Consider the following 20,739-nt stretch of genomic DNA (forward strand, 5'->3'; position numbering starts at 1 on the left):
CATCCTGTCCAACTTTAATTCTCTGACCAACAATGCCCCTTATATTGCCTCTGTGTACTATTACCTGGACGGCTATGATTCCATCCTTACCTCTGACACAGGCGGAGCCACGCGGCTGTCCCAGTTTTCAGACCTGAGCTGGAAGGATTCCTATGACCATTCCGGACAGGACGAATGGCTGGAACACAGGGAAATGCACCAGTACTCCTACACCCAGCCCGTTCCTGTCCTCACCTATTTTAAGAAACTGAGCATGTTTAAGGGCGTGGTCATGGTCAACATATATGAGGAACAGTTAAAACAGCTCATCAATACCAGTTCCCAGCTGGACCGGTTCTTTATCCTGGACGAGGACGGCAATTTCCTGCTCCAGGGAGGCGCGGAAACTGCCCGGCTGTCCCTGGAGGACAAAGATTTGCTGGTCAGCCGCCTGGAACAGTCCCAGGACAATGCCTACCGCGGATGGGTGGACTTAAGCCGCGGAAAATACTACGTGCGAATCATTCCTGCGGACTGCGGAACTTATATCGCTGCCTGTATCAGCCACTCCAACTACTATCAGGCTCTTTATACCCTGCTCCTGCAGTTTCTCATGGTCCTGGCAGCCGTGCTTTCCACCTCCCTGTGGATTGCCTATGCCATCACCAAAAAGAATTTCCAGCAGATTGACTACTTTGTGGAGGTGTTCTCGGATGCGGAGCGGGGCGTATTTAACCCTGAAAAGCCTGCCTTCATCAAGGATGAATACGACATTATCCTCAATAATATTGTCCAGCTCTTTCTGAACCAGACCTTTCTACGCAGCCAGCTTGCCCTGAAGGAGCAGGAACAGAAACTGGCGGAGATGACAGCCCTGCAGCTGCAGATTAATCCCCATTTTCTGTTCAATACCCTGCAGACCCTGGATTTCAAGGCCATGGAATATACCCGTAAGCCCACTGCGGTAAACCAGATGATTGAGGCATTGTCTGATATCCTGAAATATTCCCTTCAGAACCCTCATTCCATGGTGACCTTAAGGGATGAAATTGATTATCTGAAAAAGTATGACAGCATTCAGCGGTACCGTTATGAAGATAAATACATTCTTTATTATGAATATGAAAAAGAGCTGGAAAGCATCCCCATCATGCGCCTGATTCTCCAGCCCCTGATTGAAAACAGCCTGTACCACGGCATAAAACCATTGGACGGCTCAGGCTTCATCAAGCTGCGCATTGTGAGGAGGAAGGGACAGCTGATTTTTTCAGTCATTGACTCAGGAGTGGGAATGAAAAAGCAGATATCAGAGAATTATATGAAAAGATAGCCAATCCAGGCAGTGAGAATATCGGCCTTACCAATGTAAACAGCCGCTTAATCATGCGCTACGGGGCAGAGGCAGGCCTGAAAATACTCAGCAAAAAGGGAATGGGAACCTGCATCTCATTTTGCATACCAGGCTAGGCAGGCAGAACGGGGCCGGGAAAACACTGTACTAATTACCAGTCATATTTATGGACATGCTGAATAAAATATACTATCACCCCTGAAAGGAGCATTTACATATATGACTATCTATCCAATCTGTGCAACCATGATGAAATACAGGCTCTTCCAGACCCTGGCGGAAACTTATTACAGATACCGTGTGAAAAAACCATGCTTTGTCATGCTGCAGAATGACCGGTGGACACTTGTTACCATGGATAGATGACAAAATAAGGGCGCTGCCCTATGATGTAAGCGCAGGCATCCAACATGCTCCTGCAAGCTCCATCATAGGGCAGCGCCCTTGTGGTACATTTACCTCTATAGCCTATAATTCCTTCTTTTTCTTTCCCAGAACCATATACACTGCCATCAGCATCCCCGAAAGGATGAATGACAGTTCGTGCACACCGTTCCCCCTGTCGCCTGTCTTTGGTATGGATGCCAGAGGAATTTCCCCGTCATCTATCATGGCCATTGACTGGCTGGCTGCTGCCGATGCATCCACCGGAAGAGATGCAAGGGGCACCTCCTGCGGTTCAATCACATTTCCCCGGACGCCAGGTCCGCTCTGGTCATCAGAACCCTGGTATCTGCCTGTACTGCCGCCTGTTGTGACGGTGGTGCCTCCGCCTCCGCCGGAACTGCCGGAAGAAGAGTCATTCCTGTTTCCTGCTGATGTGTCTGCGGTATCTGCGGTGTCTGTATTATCTGTGTTATTCCCAGGTGCATTGCCGGAATCCGTTCCGGTTTCACCGCCCGGATTGTTTTCAGGTGTTTCGGATGATTCCGGCGTTTCTGGTGTTTCAGGTATTTCTGTTGTGTCGTCGTTTGATGCTCCATCAGTTTTGTATTGGTTTCTAAATAAAAGCTCAATCTGATAAGCAAATCCAATATTAGTAAAGGAGCCTTCTATCTCCGGCTGCTTTATTGGTTCTTCCGGCTGTTCAAACTCAGCTGCCATCAAAGGAATCCATTTATCCGGCTGGGCGTCTATCACATCCTGGGCTGATTTTGTGTGAAGGTCAAAACTGGCTGCTGATTTAGATAAAAACTGATACCAGCCAGCTCCTTTACTGTTATATGCTACATACGCAGTCCAGTTCGGTATGTGGTCTATGTTGTTATCGTCGGTCCGGTTCATGGACAGATATGGCACAATTTCCATTTTTCCGGGGCTGTTAAGCTCGCCGCCATTGGTACCCTCTTTCATGATGCGGAAGTAGATGTTTAAACGGCTGCTGCTTAAGTCCGCATTTATCTCTAAATCATCCAATTTACCCTGGGCCATGTCTATCACATCCTGGAATCCTTCATCTGCTGCCAAAGGCCACTCATCCAGTCCATGGTCTTCTAACAGCCGCTTTCTTAACTGGTCATTCCATGACCCCAGTCTTCCATAGCCAAGAAAGTCTCTCCGCTCATTTTGCGTCCTGCATCTGGAAAATGCGGTTAATAATGCAGTTGCCCGTTCTGTCAGAGAGCCATATGCATCCTTTTCATGATGGTACTCAAAGGAATCCTCTTCCTCCGGATGTTCTTCACTGCTTCCCTCATTGCCGTTGGTCCACCCTATTTTGGTCCGGGACTCATACACTCCCATGAAGGCATTATGGGAATCTGATATCTCCTGAACCGCCTTGTATTCAGCCAGCGGTCCCACATTCCCAATCTTCATTTTTCCGCCGGGCATCAGGTTAAACGTATAGGTATTGGTATTGCCCTCGCTGGTTTTATCAGCTTTCGTATACTCCTCTGCCCCATCCTGGCCTGTCAGAAGATAGAGCTTCTCATTTTTATTTGTCCGGCTGTCCGTGATGCTGACTTTATAGGTGTATTCAATATTCTCAGCCTCCGTACTGCCTTCCGCCAGTTCATTGGCAATAATCAGATAGGGGGAGGTTTTAAAAACTGCAGTAAACGCCGAGAAATGGTCTGTCTGAAAATCAATCTGTCCGACGGCATTTCCGCTTACGTCCAGTTCCTGACGGCCTTCGCTGTCCACAGCAATGTTGCCGGCAGAAATATTATCCAGCACAGGTACCTCGGCTATGGCGTCCGTCTCTTTGCTTCCCTCCAGCTCTGCCTTTGCAGACACCGCCTGGACCTCCTGGGTAGGTGTCTCCAGATGAAGGATTTCAATCTGATCCGCGTCCATGCTGGCCTTCTCAATTCGCTCACCGCTGAATGATACCGTCACATAATGATTTCCATCCTCAGCCCAGCTGTTATCTAATTTCACGCCGTCATACATCAGATTGATGTCATAAGCTATGATGGTGCTGACCGTTGTTCCATCATCTGATTCAGCAGCCACCATCTCTGTCAGCGCTGATTCCACCTGTTCTGTTATCTCTTCAGCCTGTATCTGTGTATCGGCCGGCAGTACTCCTTCGGATGCAGTCACCCGGATTGTGACCCCATTGACCTCCACTGATTTGTCAAAAGCAGGATGCTCCATTGTCTCCAGAGTATATACCTGTATGTCCTGTTCCTCATACACCTGGGATATGGTAAACCACGCTGTCTGTGAACCGTCTGAATTATCTGTAACGGAATCCGCTTCCATCTCCTCATCATTGGCTGTCACATTATCAATCGTGTATCCCAGCTGGGTCCTGACGCCAAAGGTCAGGCTATCGCCCTCCTTAACACCTCTGGGGCCTTCCAGAATCCGGGCACTGGCCTCAGGGAAGCTGGCGTATGTCACCTTATACCCGTCGAAATCCTCCAATGCCTTTAACTGATTCAGGCTTGTGGTATAAACCTTTGCAGTGGAACAATAACCCATTCCAACCAAATCAGAGGTGCCGGCCTTCCTGGTATCATCCTCCGGCACAGGCACTTCTGCAGTCCCCTGCACTGACTCAGCCGGAAGGGAGGCATCGGCTGACGGCGCCGCAGAGGCGTCCGATGCGTCCGAAGGCGCATCACTGCTTTCACCCGTGCTGTCCGCTGTTTCCATACTTTCAGGGATGCTTCCCTGGTCCGCAGTGTCCGTGGTCTGCCTTTCATCTGTATTTGTCACATCCGCTTCTGCTGTGGATGCACCGGACTGTCCTGCGTCAGCCTCTGAGGACGGTTCTGCATCAGCCTCTGAGGACGGTTCTGTACCGGCCTCTGCGGACGGTTCTGCACCGGACCCTCCGGACGGTTCTCCATCCTTCTCAGCTGCCGGCTCTGATGTTTCCTCTTTTTTTCCGTCTTTTGCACCGTCGTCCGCTGCCTCTGTGGTTTCCTTTTCTTCGCGGGCCTTTTCCTTCTTTGCGCCCTCTTCCTTTACATCCGGGGCCGCCTCCTGGTTGCCGTCCTCTTTCTCAGACACAACCGGCGCATCATGACGGGAGATAGCAGCTACCGGTACAGCACTGTCCTCCTGCTTATCCTTACCCTGATTTGATGCTTCTTCCTTCTCACCCTGTTCTTTTGAATCTCTGTCATCTGCTGCGTTGCCATTATCCTCTGCAGACTTTTTATATGAATCAGCCCCACTGTCTCCTTCCGGTATGTCTGCCTTTTCATCCGCAGCAGTGCCCTTTTCTTCAGCGGCTCCCAGGGTCTCATCCGGCGGCAGTGCTCCTGTGTCAGACAGGCTGCTGTCCGTGCTGCTGTCTGTAACGTGGTCCGCGCTGCCTTCAGTTTTACTGTCCGCGCTGCCTTCAGTTTTACCCTCTGTACCATTGTCCGCACTGTCAGACGTTCCATCCTCCGGCAGGGATGTCCCTTCCTGACCCGCGCTGCTGCTGCCCTCTGCGCTGCTGTCCGGCAGGGCGGTTTCCCCTGTGCTGTTTCCGGCTGAAGTCTCAGGCTCAGACACTCCGTTCTCCTCCTGGGCCGGTTTCGATATAAGGTCTATCTCTTCATCGCCAAACGCATCCTCATAGCTCCTTATGGTGACACGTTTTGTTTTCTTGACTTTTTCCGCTCCGTCATCCATCCGGGTGATTTCCGTGGTACAGCTTATGGTATCCTCTCCGTTATTCACGTAGAGCAAGATGATTTCCTCATCCCCGGTTACCATATACATGTCGTCTGCATCCTCAGGAAGGCGTACAAATACACGCAGCTCAGCTTCCATGCTGCTTCCCTCCATCTCCGGATACACTTCATACACAGCACCTTCCGCACCGAAAAATACCTTTTCAAATTCAGCCATCCTGCCGTTGGTAAAGCCCAAATCATCTGATGTTATCCCGTGACCGCCTGCTATGGCCTCCTCCACGGCTGCTACCAAATCCGACCCTTTCATCTGAAACGTAATCTGGTCCGCCGTACCGGCATAGGATACATTCAGACTTGTGCCCATATTTGTGAAAACCATGGCCGCTGTCAGTAAGAATGCCAGAATCCGCTTCTGTCTGTAATACATGGATTTCGCTATTGTACCGGAACATCTCCGTCTTTCCATAATAGTTCTCCTTTTCATAAGCTCCACCGACAATCAGGTGCAGATATATCTCACTTAAACTTATCCATATCATATCATAAACCGATACAGTTTGGTTACATTTTCCTGTTTTTTATAAAATTATTACTGTAATTTAAATTGTAACCAGAACAGCCTTTTCCTGATATGGTTACATAATAGCAGATAAAGCGTTACGTAAAGCGTTATTTTCCGCCTCATTTGGTCACTTTTTTTATTTTTATGATATTTTATTCATTTTATTATAATTTGTGAACCCGCATTTCCCCTGCATTCCCCGCAAACCAGAAAAAAATGGAAATCTTTTTCTCCCCCCAAACCGTATAAAACGCCTGGAATCCGTACATCATTTCGTTATAGCAGATTCATCCAGTACAGCCCTGCTTTTTCCATGTCAGGGCGTATGGCATTATTAACGGAGGTAAGGATTATGTCGGGCTACAAAGTTGAGATATGCGGAGTCAATACCGCCAAACTGCCTTTACTGAGCAATGAAGAGAAAGAGGAACTGTTTCAAAGAATCCTGGATGGGGATATGGAAGCCAGGGAGCAGTACATCAAAGGAAACCTGCGCCTGGTCCTCAGCGTAATCCAACGTTTTTCAAACAGCCAGGAAAACATCGACGACCTGTTCCAGATTGGATGCATCGGCCTAATCAAGGCCATCGACAATTTTGACATCACTCAGAATGTCAAATTTTCCACTTATGCAGTGCCTATGATACTGGGAGAAGTGCGCAGATACCTGCGGGACAATAATTCCATCCGTGTCAGCCGTTCCCTGAGGGATACCGCTTACAAAGCCCTTTATGCCAGGGAGCAGCTTACCAGAACCAATTCAAAGGAACCCACCCTCATGGAAATCGCACAGGAAATAGGTGTTTCAAAGGAAGATATCACCTATGCACTGGACGCCATACAGACGCCTGTAAGCCTGTATGAGCCGGTTTATACGGACGGCGGGGACCCTCTTTTTGTGATGGACCAAATTAGTGACAAAAAGAACCTGGAGGAAAACTGGGTGGAGGACCTTTCTCTGGTGGAAGCCATGAAACGGCTGCCGGAACGGGAGCGCCATATTATTGACATGCGCTTCTTTGAAGGAAAAACCCAGACCGAGGTTGCCCAGGAAATCCATATCAGCCAGGCCCAGGTAAGCCGCCTTGAAAAAAATGCGCTGAAAAGTATGAAATCCTATTTAAGCTGACCCTTGAAGCCTTTTTACAGATGTGTTAAACTATTCATGTTAGTGCTTGTTTGAAACATATGCCAACAGAAAGTGAACATATCTATGGAACAAAATGAACGCAGATTTGCAGTATTGATTGATGCAGACAATGTCTCCCCCAAGTATATCAAGTACATTTTGGATGAAGTGTCGGATGTGGGAATCGCCACCTACAAACGAATTTACGGCGACTGGACAGATAATGAAAAACGCAGCTGGAAAAATGTGCTTCTGGACTGGTCCGTAAATCCCATCCAGCAGTACAGCTACACCACCGGAAAGAATGCCACTGACTCAGCCATGATTATTGATGCCATGGACATCCTCTACTCCGGCAATGTGGATGGCTTCTGCTTGGTATCCAGCGACTCGGACTTCACCAAGCTGGCCCAGCGTCTGAGGGAGGCCGGGATGTTTGTCATGGGAATCGGGGAGCAGAAAACCCCAAAGCCCTTCCGTGCAGCCTGCGATACCTTTAAATTGCTGGAAATCATATCCTCTGACGATGCACCGGAATCATCGGTCATTGAAAACCAGAAAACCATTACAAACATCGATGAAATCCAGAAGGCCATCACCAAGCTCCTCATTGAGAATAACAGCCAGAACCAGCCCATTATCCTTGCAAAGGTGGGCAATTTCCTTACAAAACGTTTTTCAGACTTTGATGTCAGAAACTATGGCTATTCCAAACTCTCCACCTTCCTGGAGAGCCTGAACAACAACGACTTCCAGGTGGTCAAGCTCCATGGGGGTTATTTTGTCCAGGAAAAGAGCGCCAGCATTTCCAAGTCTGAGATTGAAAAGGAAATCATGCGCATTATTAAGGGGTACAATGGACATGTGGATAATCTGAGCATTATACACGATGAGCTGAAAAAGACATACCCTTCCTTTGATGTGAAACAATATGGCTTCAGCCGCATCTCCAGCTTTATACGCAGCTTTGGGACATTCCGAATTAAGGATAATATGGTTCAGCTCAAATAACATGATACGGCTCCGGCAGCATGGTTAAGTCACGGCAGTATGGTCCGGCTCCGGCAACACAAGCAACGCCCGAAGTGGGGCATCCGGCTTATGGATGCAGTCCCCTTCCGGGCGTTTTGATTTTTCTGGTTCATCCTATTTGTCTGTCCTTCATTACCTGTGATAAGGTTCCCACACGCCCTGGTTATTGACCCAGTACCCATCGGGGGTATAGCTGTCCTTCACCATGGCTCCGTCCGCTCCCAGATAATACCACCATTCTCCATCCTGGAGCCAGCGGTTTGCATACATGATGCCATCCTGACCCAGATAGTACCACTTCCCTCCGTCCGCCAGCCAGCCGTCCGACTTACAGGCGCCGTTTCCCATCCTGTATTTCCACTGGCCTTCTTCCTGGACCCAGCCGGAAGGCAGGCTCTCTGCCTCATCGGATGCAACCACGTAAAAATCACCCATGTTTACCGCTGCCCCGCTCTCCACCACCACAATGAGCTGCGCTGTGCCGGGCTCCTTTGCCGTGTATTCAATTACATTCAATCCATTATCTCCCGGAACCACCCTGGCTGTCAGGACGCTGAAATCCGTTGTCCTCAGGGAGCTCCCGGCAGCCCAGCTGCTCTCAAGCTTCGACAGAACCAGCTGTCCTGTGGTCCCTGCCTTTATTGTGGTTCCGTCAAACATAAAGGCGCCTGCTTCCTGGCAGCTTATTTCGTAGTATTCTCCCCTCATCTCAAAACCATAGGAGGAAAATGGCATCGCCCCCATAAGTGCCGCCAGCAGGACGGCTGCTGTTATCTTTCCCATTCCCCCTCTTATTCTCTTACCTGTTTTCATACCTGTATTCATCTTACGTCTCCCTTCTCCCGTTATCTCCGGATGATTTCAAAATTTTCCTTAAAATCCTTATAGTCCCTTATGCCGATAAATTCTTCCGGAACAGGCATCTTCGTCATATGGCTGACGATTTCACACCATTTGTCCATCTGAAATACCGCATCCGGGTCTGTCCATATTGCCTCTGCCTCTTCTTTGGTCAGGTCCATATATTGAAGCATGTCCTCAGGGAACTCCTGCTCCTTTCCGAAACATTGGAACTCTGATTCCAGGATTTCCTTATTAAAAGAAGCGGCCCGCCGGTACACATGCTGTTGATTTTTGTCGCTGTAGGCAACTGTCAGCAAATCCCCGTCATATTCGTCATAGAGAATAACATCCGACTTAAAAATCTTTGACACCTTTCTGGCGTTCTCACTGGTACAGTTCTCCTGAAGGCTCTGGCTGTCTATCCCCAGCCAGTGGCTGTCCTTTGAACGGGCCGCCAGCGCATCCCCGCTTTTTGCCCCCAAAAATCCTGTGTCTATCTTCTTCACCATCTCCAGACAGTCCCCGATTTCATCTGCACTTATGTCCTCTTCCAGAAGGACCAGACAATTAGTCATGACATAGTTCTTTCCATAATAACCGTGAAAAACCTCGTCCTCCATTCTCTTGCAGATTCCAGCAGAGGTATCCAGAATCCGGAAGGAATCAAGGGCTTGTCTGGCTTCTTTGATGGATTCCGGCGTTTCTTCCCTGGGGCGGACCATTACTGTGTAGAAATAATCCGGTCCCAGCACGCTGAGCTCCGCACTATACCTGTATGTCCCGGCCTCATATTCGCTGTCTCCGTAAACCTGCCCCATATTCCCATCTTCTTTATACCGTATCTCCTTTCGGACAACTTCATCTGCCTTCTCCTGTCTGTATGTATACTCCAATACCTCCGGCATGGAATCGTCCCCTGCCGGCTGCGCGCCCTGCATCCTGCGGATATACTCCTCCCTGTTCCTGGGAGTACCCCTTCCCGCCATCGCAAAAAGCCTTGTCTGCTCCCTGTATCCCCTGACCAGAATACACCCCCATGGGGAAACCAGGACATCCCCAAAATCACGGTTTCCCTGCTGGCTCCACTCTTCCTGAGGGAGCCGGATTTTATAATACAGGCCGGAGGATACAAAGGTCCCATCTGCGCCTGCCTGGTCGAAAACCGTATCATCAGGAACAGTAATCAAAAGGCCGGTTCCTTCTGTTTCTATCCCTGGGGCCTCAGTGCCAGGCGCCTCAGCCGCCGCCATTTCATTCCCCCCGCTGCCCGCTGCTGCCCCTATCCCCCACACTGCCAGTCCAAACACCATAGCAGCGCCTGCTATAGCCCATATCCTTCCGCCTCTTCTTCTGCCCTTTGGCTCTCCCGTTTCCCTGCCTCCGCCCCCGCTTTCATCTGAATTGTCTCCTTCCCCCCATGCTCTCTTTCCTGCCGGTATGCGTATCCTTTTCGGATTCAAAATCCGGGAATTTCCGGGGATTCTTTCATTGCACACCTCCAGAAGCCTCTCCATACCGCCCATTTGTTCCAGCGGTGCCATGGGTATAATGACTTCTCCGCCGCAGCCTTTTATCAGATAAACATTATCCGGCGTATAAACAGCCCGTTCAAAATCACCATAGGCATGTCTGGCCACGGACCGTTCACCGTATTCACAGATTCCATCCTCTTCCAATGCCAGCAGCTGTCCCCCAGCATAGCGGTAGGGAAACAGCGCCGCCCTCCGCAGCTTCTGCATTTTCCCACGGCCCATGCCCAGGGCCCTGCAGGCATCCGCAAACTGGTCCACTGTCCTGGTGTAACTGCAAAACAAAACCGTCCTCCTGCGGCAGCCCTCCTCCATAACTGCCAAGGGAATCCGCGCCTCCCTTCCCTCTCTGCATTTTGCCGTCAGGCAGCCGAACCACTGCTGCGCCTTCTGCTCTCCTCCCAGTACCCGTTCCGGCACGGCCCAGAACTCCTTCTGGGCGAAAAAGAAAATCAGCCCGTCCTTTCTGTGAATCTCTGTCAAAGCGGAATACAGAAGCCATAAATCCGTATTCCCCGTCCGTATGCGGATTACCTTATCATCCATGGAAATATGGCATTCTTCCTTTAAATTCGACATATCCGGCCAGACCTTTCCCCGGTCCTTTTCCTTTAAGAAGTCTTTTTTATACCATTTGAGAAATCCTTCATATTCCTGCTCACTGAGCCTGAAACAGACCTCTTCTTTTGCCTGTGCTTTGGTCACGCTGCTTCTACCCCCCTGGCCGTTTTCCCCATACGCCTCAGCGCAGGATTAACAGCCACGTTTTTTCTAATTATTCATCTGATAACAATGTATCGCATTTTTCGCTGTTAGGCAAGTATGCAGACAGCAAAAAAGCCAGCCTTTTACGCTGACTTTCCATGCTTACTCAAATCTGACGATTTCTTTTTTAAGCCGTTTCATAATTTTCTTCTCCAGCCTGGATATATAGGATTGTGAGATTCCCAACAGGTCTGCCACTTCCTTCTGGGTCATTTCCTCTCCATCCTCATTGGTAAGTCCGTATCTGAGCTCCACAATTTTCCGTTCCCTTGGATTCAGGCGGCTGATGGCGTTGTTGAGCAGGCTCTTCTCTATCTCATCCTCAATATCATGGTAAATCACATCCTCATCCGTTCCAAGAATATCTGACAGCAGAAGTTCATTTCCATCCCAATCCACATTCAGAGGTTCATCTATGGACACTTCCAGACGCGTCTTATTGTTTCGTCTGAGATACATGAGAATCTCATTCTCAATGCATCTGGACGCATAGGTGGCCAGCTTGATGTTCTTATCCGGTTTAAAGGTATTGATGGCTTTGATGAGTCCAATGGTGCCGATGGAAATCAAATCCTCCACCCCCACGCTGGTGTTGTCGAATTTCTTCGCTATGTAGACTACCAGCCTCAGGTTATGCTCAATCAGGGCTGCCCTGGCCTCCTTGTCATCCTCGCCTCCCAAAAGACTTATCATCCGGCTCTCCTCTTCCGATTCCAGAGGGGCAGGCAGGATATCAGCGCCTCCTATATAATGCACTTCCCCCTGCTTGGGCATCAGTACGGTCCTGAAGCTGGGGATGGTCTTTAACTGGAAACGGTTTGGTATGGATACTTTTATAATCATGGAAATGTCCTCCTGTACGTTGTGTGTTATTCAAGTTCCTTAGTCGCTTTTCTGTATCAGGATTTGATACTCCCCTGAGGGAGAAAGTTCCTGCTTCGTAATGGCTATCAAGGGTTTCTCCAGGCTGTACCTGCCGCCCTCCTGCTCTATCTCCATCCGGTCAATGAACACGGCCGGCAGGATTCCGCGGCTGGTTCCCACGGACTGGTACGGCACATAGACCACGCCCTTCACCGCCGGACACAGCTGCTTCATAAGACCGGCTGCCGCCACATGGACCGGCTGGTTGCTCACAGGCTCCCTCAGCCGGTTGCCCGTGTCAATAAGCCCTGTGACTGTCTCTTTCTTTTCACCGTAAATCATGGTAACCCTGCACAAATCCTTCCTGTGGGCCATGGAACGGATTAATTCCTTTATCCCCCCTGAAAATCCATAACAGGCGGCAGCCGCCCCTGCAACCATCAAAATCCAGACCAGGGCCGGAATCCTTTTTCCGTGTCCGGACTCCACCAGAAGCCATGCGTAATACCCTGCCCTGGTGTGTTCATAGAGTACCAGCATCACGCCGCCCAGAACCACAGATACAAGGTAAATGCCTGCAACGGATTTAATCACCTCTTTCGGGCTTTTCAGATGATAGGCGGCCACTGCCATCAGGCTGCTCACCGCCACATACGTTCCCAATATCTCCACTGCGGCCGGAAGACCGGGAACCAGGCTCACCACACAGGACCATATACCGCCAATGACAGCTCCGGCCAGAATACGCCGCTTTGTGGTCCTGTATGATAAAACCCTGTTTAAGATGGTCAGAACCATCATGTCCATAATGGTATTGACCGCGAATACCACATCTATGTATACTGTATAAACCACTCAGTCCGGCCTCACCTCCCTGGCAAACTTTCTGAAAGCCATTATAGCGGTTTCAAAGCGCGGATGTTGTCGAAATAACCGATAACAGGTACAATATTTATCGACAAAATTCGAGCCGCATACTAAATATGGCGTTTTTGTCCCCAAAAAGCCGGAAAGCCGCCGCCACACCATTCTCCGGTATGGCGGCAGCTTTCCGGCTGCCGGCAACACTTTTTCATGTCTTAACACTTTTTCATGTCTTATTTCATAATCCGTATACTGCCTGCTAGGTTTCCCCTGTTCCAGACATCTGCTGCGGCGTCTAAAAGAGATGCCGGGTCCTTTCAAGCAGTCTGCGGGTCCTGCTGTCCTGCTTACGCTTCATCACATCCCTGCACCGCTGTGCAATGGATTCAGGGCCATATCCGTATTTTTCCATCAGCTGTTCATAATCTCCGGACTCAGCAAAATCCACTGCGCCCATCCGTTCCATGGGAACCGGGCAATGCTCTGCCAGCACCTCTGCCACCGCGCTTCCCAGGCCGCCGTAAATACTGTGCTCCTCCACTGTCACAATGGCTCCTGTCTGTTTTGCGCATTCCTGAATCAGAGCCTGGTCAATGGGCTTTACCGTATGCATATCCACCACGGCTGCCCGGATTCCCTCTTCCTCCAAACGTGCGGCTGCCTGGATTGCGCGGTGGAGAACCGTTCCCGTGGTGATGATGGTCACATCGGAGCCATCCCTTACACGGATGCCCTTTCCAATCCGGAATTTCATATCATCCCCGTAAAAGTCCGGCGCACAAGCACGGCTCAGGCGCAGGTAGACCGGTCCCTGGTGCGCTGCAGCGGCAAACACAGCCATCCTTGTCTCCGCTGCATCTGCCGTGGAAATGACTGTCATGCCGGGTACGGACCTTACAAATGCCATATCCGTTATGGCCTGGTGGCTGGCTCCGTCGTAGGAGTCAGACAGGCCGCAGTAAGCGCCGCACAGCTTTACATTCAGATGGTCATAGGCTATCAGGCTCTGAATGGGGTCCGCCCCTCTGGTGGTCATAAACACGGCAAAGGTATTTACAAAAGGTATGAAGCCTGTCCTGGCAAGGCCGGCTGCCATGGATACCATGTTAAGCTCGCTGATTCCCACATTAAAATACCGCTCCGGAAATGCGTTTCCGAATATACCGCTTTTCGTGGATGAAGCCACGTCCGCCTCCAGTCCCACTATCCTGGAATCCTGTTCCCCTAATTCCTTAAACGCTGCTCCGTAGGCATCGCGGATTGCCGTCATCTCTCCCATTACCGGTCACCTCCCAGTTCTGCTTTTGCCTTTGCGTATTCCTGATCTCCAATGGCCTTTCCATGCCAGGTATTCCTGCCCTCCATGAAGGAGACTCCCTTTCCTTTTACTGTCTTTGCCAGTATCAGGGACGGCTTGTCCGCCGTCATCTTCGCTTCCTCCACTGCCCGGCAGATGTCCTCCACATCATGGCCGTCACAGGGAATCACATTCCATCCGAAGGCCTCCCACTTGGCCTTTATATCCCCCATGGGCATGATTTCATCCAGCGTACCGTCCAGCTGTACCCCGTTGTTATCCAGAATGCCTATCAGATGGTCTGCCCTGAATTTGGCCGCTGACATGGCTGCCTCCCATATGCACCCCTCCTGTATTTCCCCATCCCCCATAACTACGTACGTATAGGAATCATAGCCCTTAAGCCCGTCCCCCAGCGCCATTCCCAGCCCGGCGGATAATCCCAGGCCCAACGGGCCGGTGGAAAGCTCCACCCCGGGCGTCTTATGCACACAGGGATGGCCCTGGAGCATGCTTCCTGTCTGGCGCAGGTTCTTTAATTCCGCCAGAGGAAAGAAACCTTTGTGGGCCAGCACAATATAAAGCATGGGAGCGCCATGCCCCTTTGACAGAATCAGATGGTCCCTGTCCTCCTTTTCCGGGTTCATGGGGTCCACATCCATCAGTTCATAATACAGTGCTGTCAATATCTCCGTACAGGACAGGGAACCTCCCGGATGTCCTGTCTGGATGCTGTACAGCAGGTCAATCAGCTTATTGCGGAATGTCAGGCACAGCTTCTGCAGTGTCTCCTTTCGTTCCTCTCTCATACCGGCATCTCCTCCTTATGGCCTCCGCCCCAGACCCTGGCCTCTATGGCCACGTCGGGCACGGCTGCCTCATAACATACTTTCATTCCGTTCCTCCTGCTGTATCCTGGGTCTGCTGCCTTTTACTGCTGTCTGGTTCCTCCCGCCCCCATCGGTCCGTCCTTCCGGCAAATACAGGCTTCAATGCCTGGTACAGCTCCCGGTAAATCCGATACTGCCCATCATATACAGAAGCCCGGACAGCATCCGGCCAAAATACCTCACCGTCGGCTGCCAGCGCCTTGCCAAAGTCCGGCGGAATCTCAGGGATGCCTGCTGCCTGGGCAGCAATGATGATATCGCCCAGGGTCTCTGTCTCATTGGACCGGAGCCTGGCCACAGGTATCCCCAGCACATCGGCAAATATCTGGCACCACAGCGGGCTGTTGGCCGCTCCCCCTCCCAGAGGTATGATATCCGGGCCGTCTGACTGGTCCAGGACCACCTCCATGCAGTGGCGCTGGGAAAACGCCACGCCCTCCAGGACAGCCCTTACAAATGCCCGGTAATCACTTTCCAGTCCGGCTCCGTAGAACACGCCTCTGGCCCGGGTATCCCAGATAGGGCTCTGCTCTCCGGCCAGATAGGGCAGCCATATGAGTCCTCCGGCTCCTGCCGGGGCAGCGGCTGCCAGTCGGTCCAGATACGTATATATGCCGCATCCGGCTGCCAGGGCCTCTCTGGCCGCTTCCTTCCCAAATGTATCCCTGAACCAGCGCAGGGACACGCAGGCATTGTTGGTGGACTGGACAATCACATATTGCCCGTCATAGGCCCCGTATATGTTCAGCAGTCTTTGGTCCTTCATGGGCTGCGCCCCAATGCTGCACAGCCTTCCGCTGCTTCCTATGGTCAGCGCAAAATCACCTGCCTCCACAGCCCCTGCTCCTATGGTGGCTGCCACCGTGTCAATGGTGCCGCCTGTAACCGGCGTTCCCGCCGCCAGCCCTGTCACGGACGCCGCCCATTCCGTTACAGTGCCTGCGATTTCCGTGGAGCTGCAGGGCCTTGGCAGCAGTTCTGCCCTCAGACCAATCTGTTCCGCAATATCCGTATCCCACCGGCCTGTACGGATATCTGCCATAAGAGTCAGGCTCATACGGGACCGGTTCATGGTAAACTCCCCGGTGAGCTTATGTATCACATATCCGCAGGGCACCATCAGCTTATATGCCTCCCGTGTCAGCTCCGTCCGGTTTTCAGCCAGCCACCGGAGGGCCGGGAGACAGAAGGAGCCGTTGGCAATGCGGTTTGCAGCCAGACTGCGGATACGCTCCTCCCCAATATTCTCCTTCAGCCACTCCACCTGGGCACCGCTTCTCTGGTCATGGAGGCTGATGGCATTGCTTACAGGCTGTCCCTGCCGGTCCACCAGGACCACTGCGTTGGTGCTGCTGGTTCCCACTGCTGCAATCCTGTTTTTATCTATGCCCTGGCCTGTGAATATGGCCTGCAGGTTACGGCACACTGCATCCCACCACCTGGAAGGGTCCTGTTCCGTCCATCCGGGCCGGGGATGAATCATGGAATATTCCCTGTAGGCAGAAGCCACCCGTTTCCCATTCAAATCATATACGGAACATTTTGTTCCGGTAGTCCCTATATCAATTCCCAGCAGCAGGTCCTTATCCCTCATCCCTTCCCTCCGTCCCAATGAGCGCCTCTGTCTGTTCTGCATCCAGCGGAATCCCCTGGTCCCCCAGAAGCAGCGCAAGGCGGGCATTCTCCTCAATCTCCTCCGCCAGGGCCAGCGCTGCCTCCGGGCTTTGACCCGCCGCCACCATGCCGTGATTTGCCAGTAAAAGGCTGTCACGCCGCCCAATCACCTCAGAAACAGCCGCGGCCAGCTCCCTGCTGCCCGGACGGTAATAGGGAACCACGGGAATGATACCCACACGCATGGCATATCCCGGAGTGTAGGCAGGCATCCCCGCAGCCGTACGCTTATCCGTCTGCCTGCGGCAGGCAGCTGCAATGGAATAAGGGGAGTGCAGGTGAAACAGGCAGCGGATATCCGGCCGGCTCCTGTAACATGCCAGATGCATTCCGGCTTCTTTGGACGGCCGCCGGCTGCCTGCCGGGGATTCCCCATCCGCTCCCAGGGCAATCATGTCCTCAGTCCCCAAATCTCCCAGACAGATTCCGCCCGGTGATATGTATACCCTTCCCTGCACCCGTATGCTTACATTCCCTCCGCTTCCCGCGGCAAATCCTTTCATGTAAGCCCGCCGGGCTGCATGCACCAGCCGTTCCAGCATTTCCCTTGTATCTGCATCCATATGGTACTCCTTACTTTAAAATTGCCGGCAGGAACTCTGTGATTCCGGGCACCGCAAAGGTAAGCAGGGCACAGGCCGTCACGGTCAGAATAACCCACAGGGTATCCGGAAAAGCTTCGTCGTATTTTACATTCAGCACCCTGCAGGACGTAAACAGGTTCACGGACAGGGGCGGTGTCAGGGAGCCAACCATCAGGGCCATCAGCATGGCAACCCCGTAGTGGACCACTCCCATTCCCAGGGTCTGGGCAATGGGGAGAAGAATGGGCGTCACCAGAATAATAATGCACATTGTCTCCATAAAGGTACCCAGCAGCAAGAGAAGCAGGAATATGAATGCCATGATTAAAAATTTACTGGACGTGATGGACAGCAGCCAGCCGGCAAACAGCGTGGGAACATTCTGAATGGACATAATCCATCCAAAGGGCGTTGCAACCGAAATAATCAGCATGATGACGCCTGTGGTTACAACGCTTTCCGCCGCCACCTTATAGAATTCCCGCAGGGTCAGCTCCCGGTACACGAATACTGCCAGAATAAAGGAGTAGATAACAGCCACCACAGACGCCTCTGTTGCCGTACATATGCCTGAAAACACACCGCCCAGCACAAAAACCGGCATCAAAAGAGGAAGCAGGGCGTCACCTGTAATCTTTAGCCGCTCCTTTGCCGTATAATCCGCCTTTTCAACGCTCTCCTTGTTGCCCCTTTTGATAGCAAAAAAGGTATTGAGGCCTATAAGGGCCATGATACAGATAAATCCCGGTACAAAACCAGCCAGGAACATATCTCCCACCGATGCTCCGGAGGAGGATGCATAGACCACCATTACAATGCTTGGAGGAATAATGCAGGCCATGGTTCCTCCGGCCGCAATCAGACCCACGGTCAGTCCTCTCGGGTATTTCTGCTCCAGCATCTCAGGGCCTATAATTTTTCCGATGGCTGCAGCGCTTGCCACACCGGACCCTGATACTGCGCCGAAGAATCCGCAGGCTGCAAGGGCCGTGGCTCCCAGACCGCCCGGCATTTTCCGCAGCATCATATTGGCAAACCGCATGAGGCGGGGCGTGCTGCCGTATACCATCAGGGAACCGGCAAAGATGAACATGGGCATGGCCATCATATTAAACGATTTGGCGCCGCTGGCCATACGCTGGACAATAATATCCAAAGGGGGATAGCCATTGACGGTCAGCAGCGCCATACAGCTGATACCGATGGAAAAGGCCACCGGCAATCCAATCAGCAGACAGATTCCCAACACAACAAATAAAACAATCAATCCAGTATTCATTATCGATTCAGCTCCTCCTCCGCAAAATCCATATTTCTTCCCCTGAACTTCTCCACATCAATCCAGAGGCGCAGCAAATAAAAAACAATCATCAGCACACAGCCGCTCAGCACACCCGCATAGTTGACGGAAAGGGGTATCTTCATGGCCGCGGAAAGGGCATGGAGATTGGTGCCCACCAGCTTGGCTGCATAGCGGCAGATTACCAGAAGAAATGCAATGCAGATGCAGTCATCCAGAATCTCAAACCCGCGGTACACCGGTCCGGGAAGCTTGCGGATAAAAAAGTCAATCCGCGTGTTGCTGTTATTGATAGTGGCCATGGCTGCGCCGAAATAGGTAATGTAGACCATGGCCATACCTGCCAGTTCCTCCACCCACGTAAACGAAGTTCCAAACACATACCGGTTCACCACCTGTATTCCTATAATGATGGTCAGGGTACACACCGTGATGCAGCCCAGGATGCGCAGAAGGAATTTTACCTTGTCAATTAGTTTCAGGACCATTTCTTACCCTCCTCTTTTTCACACCATTCCGCGGCAGGACCAGGACATGGACGGAGCCATGCCCCGGTACCGCGGATACCTATTTATTAAAGGATACAGCCAAATCTATCCAGTACTGTCCGTCCTCATACTGGGAAGCAAACTCCTCCCAGATGCCTGACATGGCTTTCTGGAACGCTTCCTTATCCACCTCATTAATTTCCATGCCTGCCTCTTTTAATAATTCCAGGTATTTTGACTCATCATTTTCCTGCAGGTCCACTTCCCTTGCATTGTCAGCCTCCTCAAACAGTATGGTCTGGTACTCTTCCGGAAGGCTTTCAAACCATGCTGTATTGACTGCCAGCGGGGCAGCATCATACATGTGGCCGGTCAGGGACAAATAAGTCTGCACATCCTGGAGGGATGAGGTGTAGATGTTTGCCAAAGGGTTTTCCTGGCCGTCAATGGTCTTGTTCTGAAGGCCCGTATACACATCTGAAAAGGCCATGATGACAGCCGAGCCTCCAACCGCCTCATACATCTTGACCTTCATACTGTTCTCATTGGTGCGGAACTTGATGCCCCCAATATCCCCCGGAACCAGAATGGGCCTGGTGTTATTGGTCATGTGACGGTAGCCGGATTCCCATACAGACAGGATGGTCACTCCCGTAGGTTCCAGAAGTTTCCTGCAGAACTCCTGTCCGAACTCACCGGCCCAGGCATCTCTGGCATTGTCCAGGGATGTGAAGAGAAACGGCAGAAGGGCCACATTTACTTCTGAGTTATAGGGCTCCCAGTTGGCTGCGCCCATCTGCATCATCCCCTCAACCGTACCGGATGTGACCTGCTCCAAAAGGTCGGCCTCGCCTCCCAGGGCTGAATCCGTATATATGTTGACAGCCAGGTCGCCGCCGGTCCGCTCCTCCACTGCCTTCTTAAAGCTCTGCAGGGCAACGCTGGACGGGTTGGTGGAGCTCATGGCAGAACCAATATTCAGCGTATAGCCTGCCTTGCCGCCCTTTGCACCCTGGCTTTGTGTTTCCTGTCCCGCCGTGTCCTGAGTCCCGGCGCCTTCCGTTCCGGAATCCTCTTCCTTCTCCTGGGCTGCAGGAGCCTGGGTTGCCGGAGCAGAAGAACCGCCGGAGCAGGCTGTAAGCCCCCATGTCATGGTCAGCGCCAAAAACAGTGATACCAGTCTTTTTTTCATACGTTTATCTCTCCTTTTTCATTATATAGTTTTATGGTTCAGGCAGAATGCTCGTCCGGCGGCATACGCGGCTGGTCCGCAGCATTCTGCCGCATCATACAGTTTCGTGTAAACACCATTCCCCTGGCTAGTATCAGCAGCAGGTTCTGGCTTTCCACCGGAAGTTCTTTTGCGTTGTCAATGATTTCCTTTAATATCCGGTTCTGTCGTTCTTCTTCCTTTTGCATTGTCAATGTTATACCTCCTTTCTTTTTGCTCTATTAATGAATTATAACAGATAAGGAATTCACTGTCAATGAAACATGTTATATTTT

At 51.5% G+C, this 20,739-nt stretch carries 17 protein-coding genes; 4 read left to right on the plus strand and 13 right to left on the minus strand.

Annotation, left to right across the window (positions count from 1 at the left end; translation table 11 throughout):
* The first annotated feature begins 52 nt into the window (after window positions 1-52).
* Both FGS84_RS12665 and FGS84_RS30875 read left to right on the plus strand, forming a co-directional pair.
* Window positions 53-1,309: a histidine kinase gene (locus FGS84_RS12665; protein WP_243129958.1), complete on the plus strand. Its 1,257-nt coding sequence runs from the start codon at window positions 53-55 to the stop codon at window positions 1,307-1,309.
* 240 nt (window positions 1,310-1,549) lie between these two features.
* On the plus strand, window positions 1,550-1,696 hold the full coding sequence (locus FGS84_RS30875; RefSeq protein ID WP_171042619.1) for a hypothetical protein: 147 nt from the start codon (window positions 1,550-1,552) through the stop codon (window positions 1,694-1,696).
* Window positions 1,697-1,798: 102 nt separating this feature from the next.
* Here FGS84_RS30875 and FGS84_RS12670 read toward each other — a convergent pair whose 3' ends face one another.
* Complete coding sequence (locus FGS84_RS12670; RefSeq protein WP_138308781.1) at window positions 1,799-5,878, minus strand: doubled motif LPXTG anchor domain-containing protein; 4,080 nt, start codon at window positions 5,876-5,878, stop codon at window positions 1,799-1,801.
* A 448-nt stretch (window positions 5,879-6,326) separates the two neighbouring features.
* Between FGS84_RS12670 and sigG the strand changes: the two genes are divergently transcribed.
* Window positions 6,327-7,103, plus strand: a complete 777-nt coding sequence (sigG, locus tag FGS84_RS12675; RefSeq protein ID WP_002574207.1) for an RNA polymerase sporulation sigma factor SigG — start codon at window positions 6,327-6,329, stop codon at window positions 7,101-7,103.
* An 84-nt stretch (window positions 7,104-7,187) separates the two neighbouring features.
* Window positions 7,188-8,114, plus strand: a complete 927-nt coding sequence (locus tag FGS84_RS12680) for an NYN domain-containing protein (RefSeq protein ID WP_138308782.1) — start codon at window positions 7,188-7,190, stop codon at window positions 8,112-8,114.
* A 153-nt stretch (window positions 8,115-8,267) separates the two neighbouring features.
* Here the strand turns inward: FGS84_RS12680 and FGS84_RS12685 are convergent, their stop codons facing one another.
* The 12 genes from FGS84_RS12685 to FGS84_RS12740 all read right to left on the minus strand — a co-directional run bounded on the left by FGS84_RS12685 (window position 8,268) and on the right by FGS84_RS12740 (window position 20,658).
* On the minus strand, window positions 8,268-8,960 hold the full coding sequence (locus tag FGS84_RS12685; protein WP_243129959.1) for a hypothetical protein: 693 nt from the start codon (window positions 8,958-8,960) through the stop codon (window positions 8,268-8,270).
* 20 nt (window positions 8,961-8,980) lie between these two features.
* Window positions 8,981-11,212 (minus strand): YcxB family protein, encoded by a 2,232-nt coding sequence (locus FGS84_RS12690; RefSeq protein WP_138308784.1) that lies wholly within the window; start codon window positions 11,210-11,212, stop codon window positions 8,981-8,983.
* Window positions 11,213-11,374: 162 nt separating this feature from the next.
* Window positions 11,375-12,115, minus strand: coding sequence for an RNA polymerase sporulation sigma factor SigE (sigE, locus tag FGS84_RS12695; RefSeq protein WP_138308785.1), 741 nt, complete (start codon window positions 12,113-12,115; stop codon window positions 11,375-11,377).
* Window positions 12,116-12,154: 39 nt separating this feature from the next.
* Window positions 12,155-12,991, minus strand: a complete 837-nt coding sequence (locus FGS84_RS12700) for a sigma-E processing peptidase SpoIIGA (protein WP_138308787.1) — start codon at window positions 12,989-12,991, stop codon at window positions 12,155-12,157.
* 304 nt (window positions 12,992-13,295) lie between these two features.
* Window positions 13,296-14,279: a transketolase C-terminal domain-containing protein gene (locus FGS84_RS12705; protein ID WP_138308789.1), complete on the minus strand. Its 984-nt coding sequence runs from the start codon at window positions 14,277-14,279 to the stop codon at window positions 13,296-13,298.
* Complete coding sequence (locus FGS84_RS12710; RefSeq protein ID WP_138308791.1) at window positions 14,279-15,106, minus strand: transketolase; 828 nt, start codon at window positions 15,104-15,106, stop codon at window positions 14,279-14,281. Before FGS84_RS12710 ends, FGS84_RS12705 begins: the two co-directional genes overlap by 1 nt.
* An 82-nt stretch (window positions 15,107-15,188) precedes the next feature.
* Complete coding sequence (locus FGS84_RS12715) at window positions 15,189-16,781, minus strand: FGGY family carbohydrate kinase (protein WP_138308793.1); 1,593 nt, start codon at window positions 16,779-16,781, stop codon at window positions 15,189-15,191.
* Window positions 16,771-17,424, minus strand: a complete 654-nt coding sequence (locus FGS84_RS12720) for a class II aldolase/adducin family protein (protein ID WP_138308795.1) — start codon at window positions 17,422-17,424, stop codon at window positions 16,771-16,773. Before FGS84_RS12720 ends, FGS84_RS12715 begins: the two co-directional genes overlap by 11 nt.
* 10 nt (window positions 17,425-17,434) lie before the next feature.
* Window positions 17,435-18,724, minus strand: coding sequence for a TRAP transporter large permease (locus FGS84_RS12725; protein WP_138308797.1), 1,290 nt, complete (start codon window positions 18,722-18,724; stop codon window positions 17,435-17,437).
* Complete coding sequence (locus FGS84_RS12730) at window positions 18,724-19,233, minus strand: TRAP transporter small permease (RefSeq protein WP_138308799.1); 510 nt, start codon at window positions 19,231-19,233, stop codon at window positions 18,724-18,726. The genes FGS84_RS12725 and FGS84_RS12730 overlap by 1 nt, the downstream gene beginning before the upstream one ends.
* 79 nt (window positions 19,234-19,312) lie before the next feature.
* The gene (locus tag FGS84_RS12735; protein WP_138308801.1) at window positions 19,313-20,425 is read right to left on the minus strand and encodes a DctP family TRAP transporter solute-binding subunit; all 1,113 of its coding nucleotides are present in this window, start codon (window positions 20,423-20,425) and stop codon (window positions 19,313-19,315) included.
* A 38-nt stretch (window positions 20,426-20,463) separates the two neighbouring features.
* The gene (locus tag FGS84_RS12740; protein WP_138308803.1) at window positions 20,464-20,658 is read right to left on the minus strand and encodes a hypothetical protein; all 195 of its coding nucleotides are present in this window, start codon (window positions 20,656-20,658) and stop codon (window positions 20,464-20,466) included.
* Window positions 20,659-20,739 lie beyond the last annotated feature (81 nt).

The sequence above is a fragment of the Clostridium sp. 1001271st1 H5 genome (assembly GCF_005845215.1).
Classification (GTDB): Bacteria; Bacillota; Clostridia; order Lachnospirales; family Lachnospiraceae; genus Enterocloster.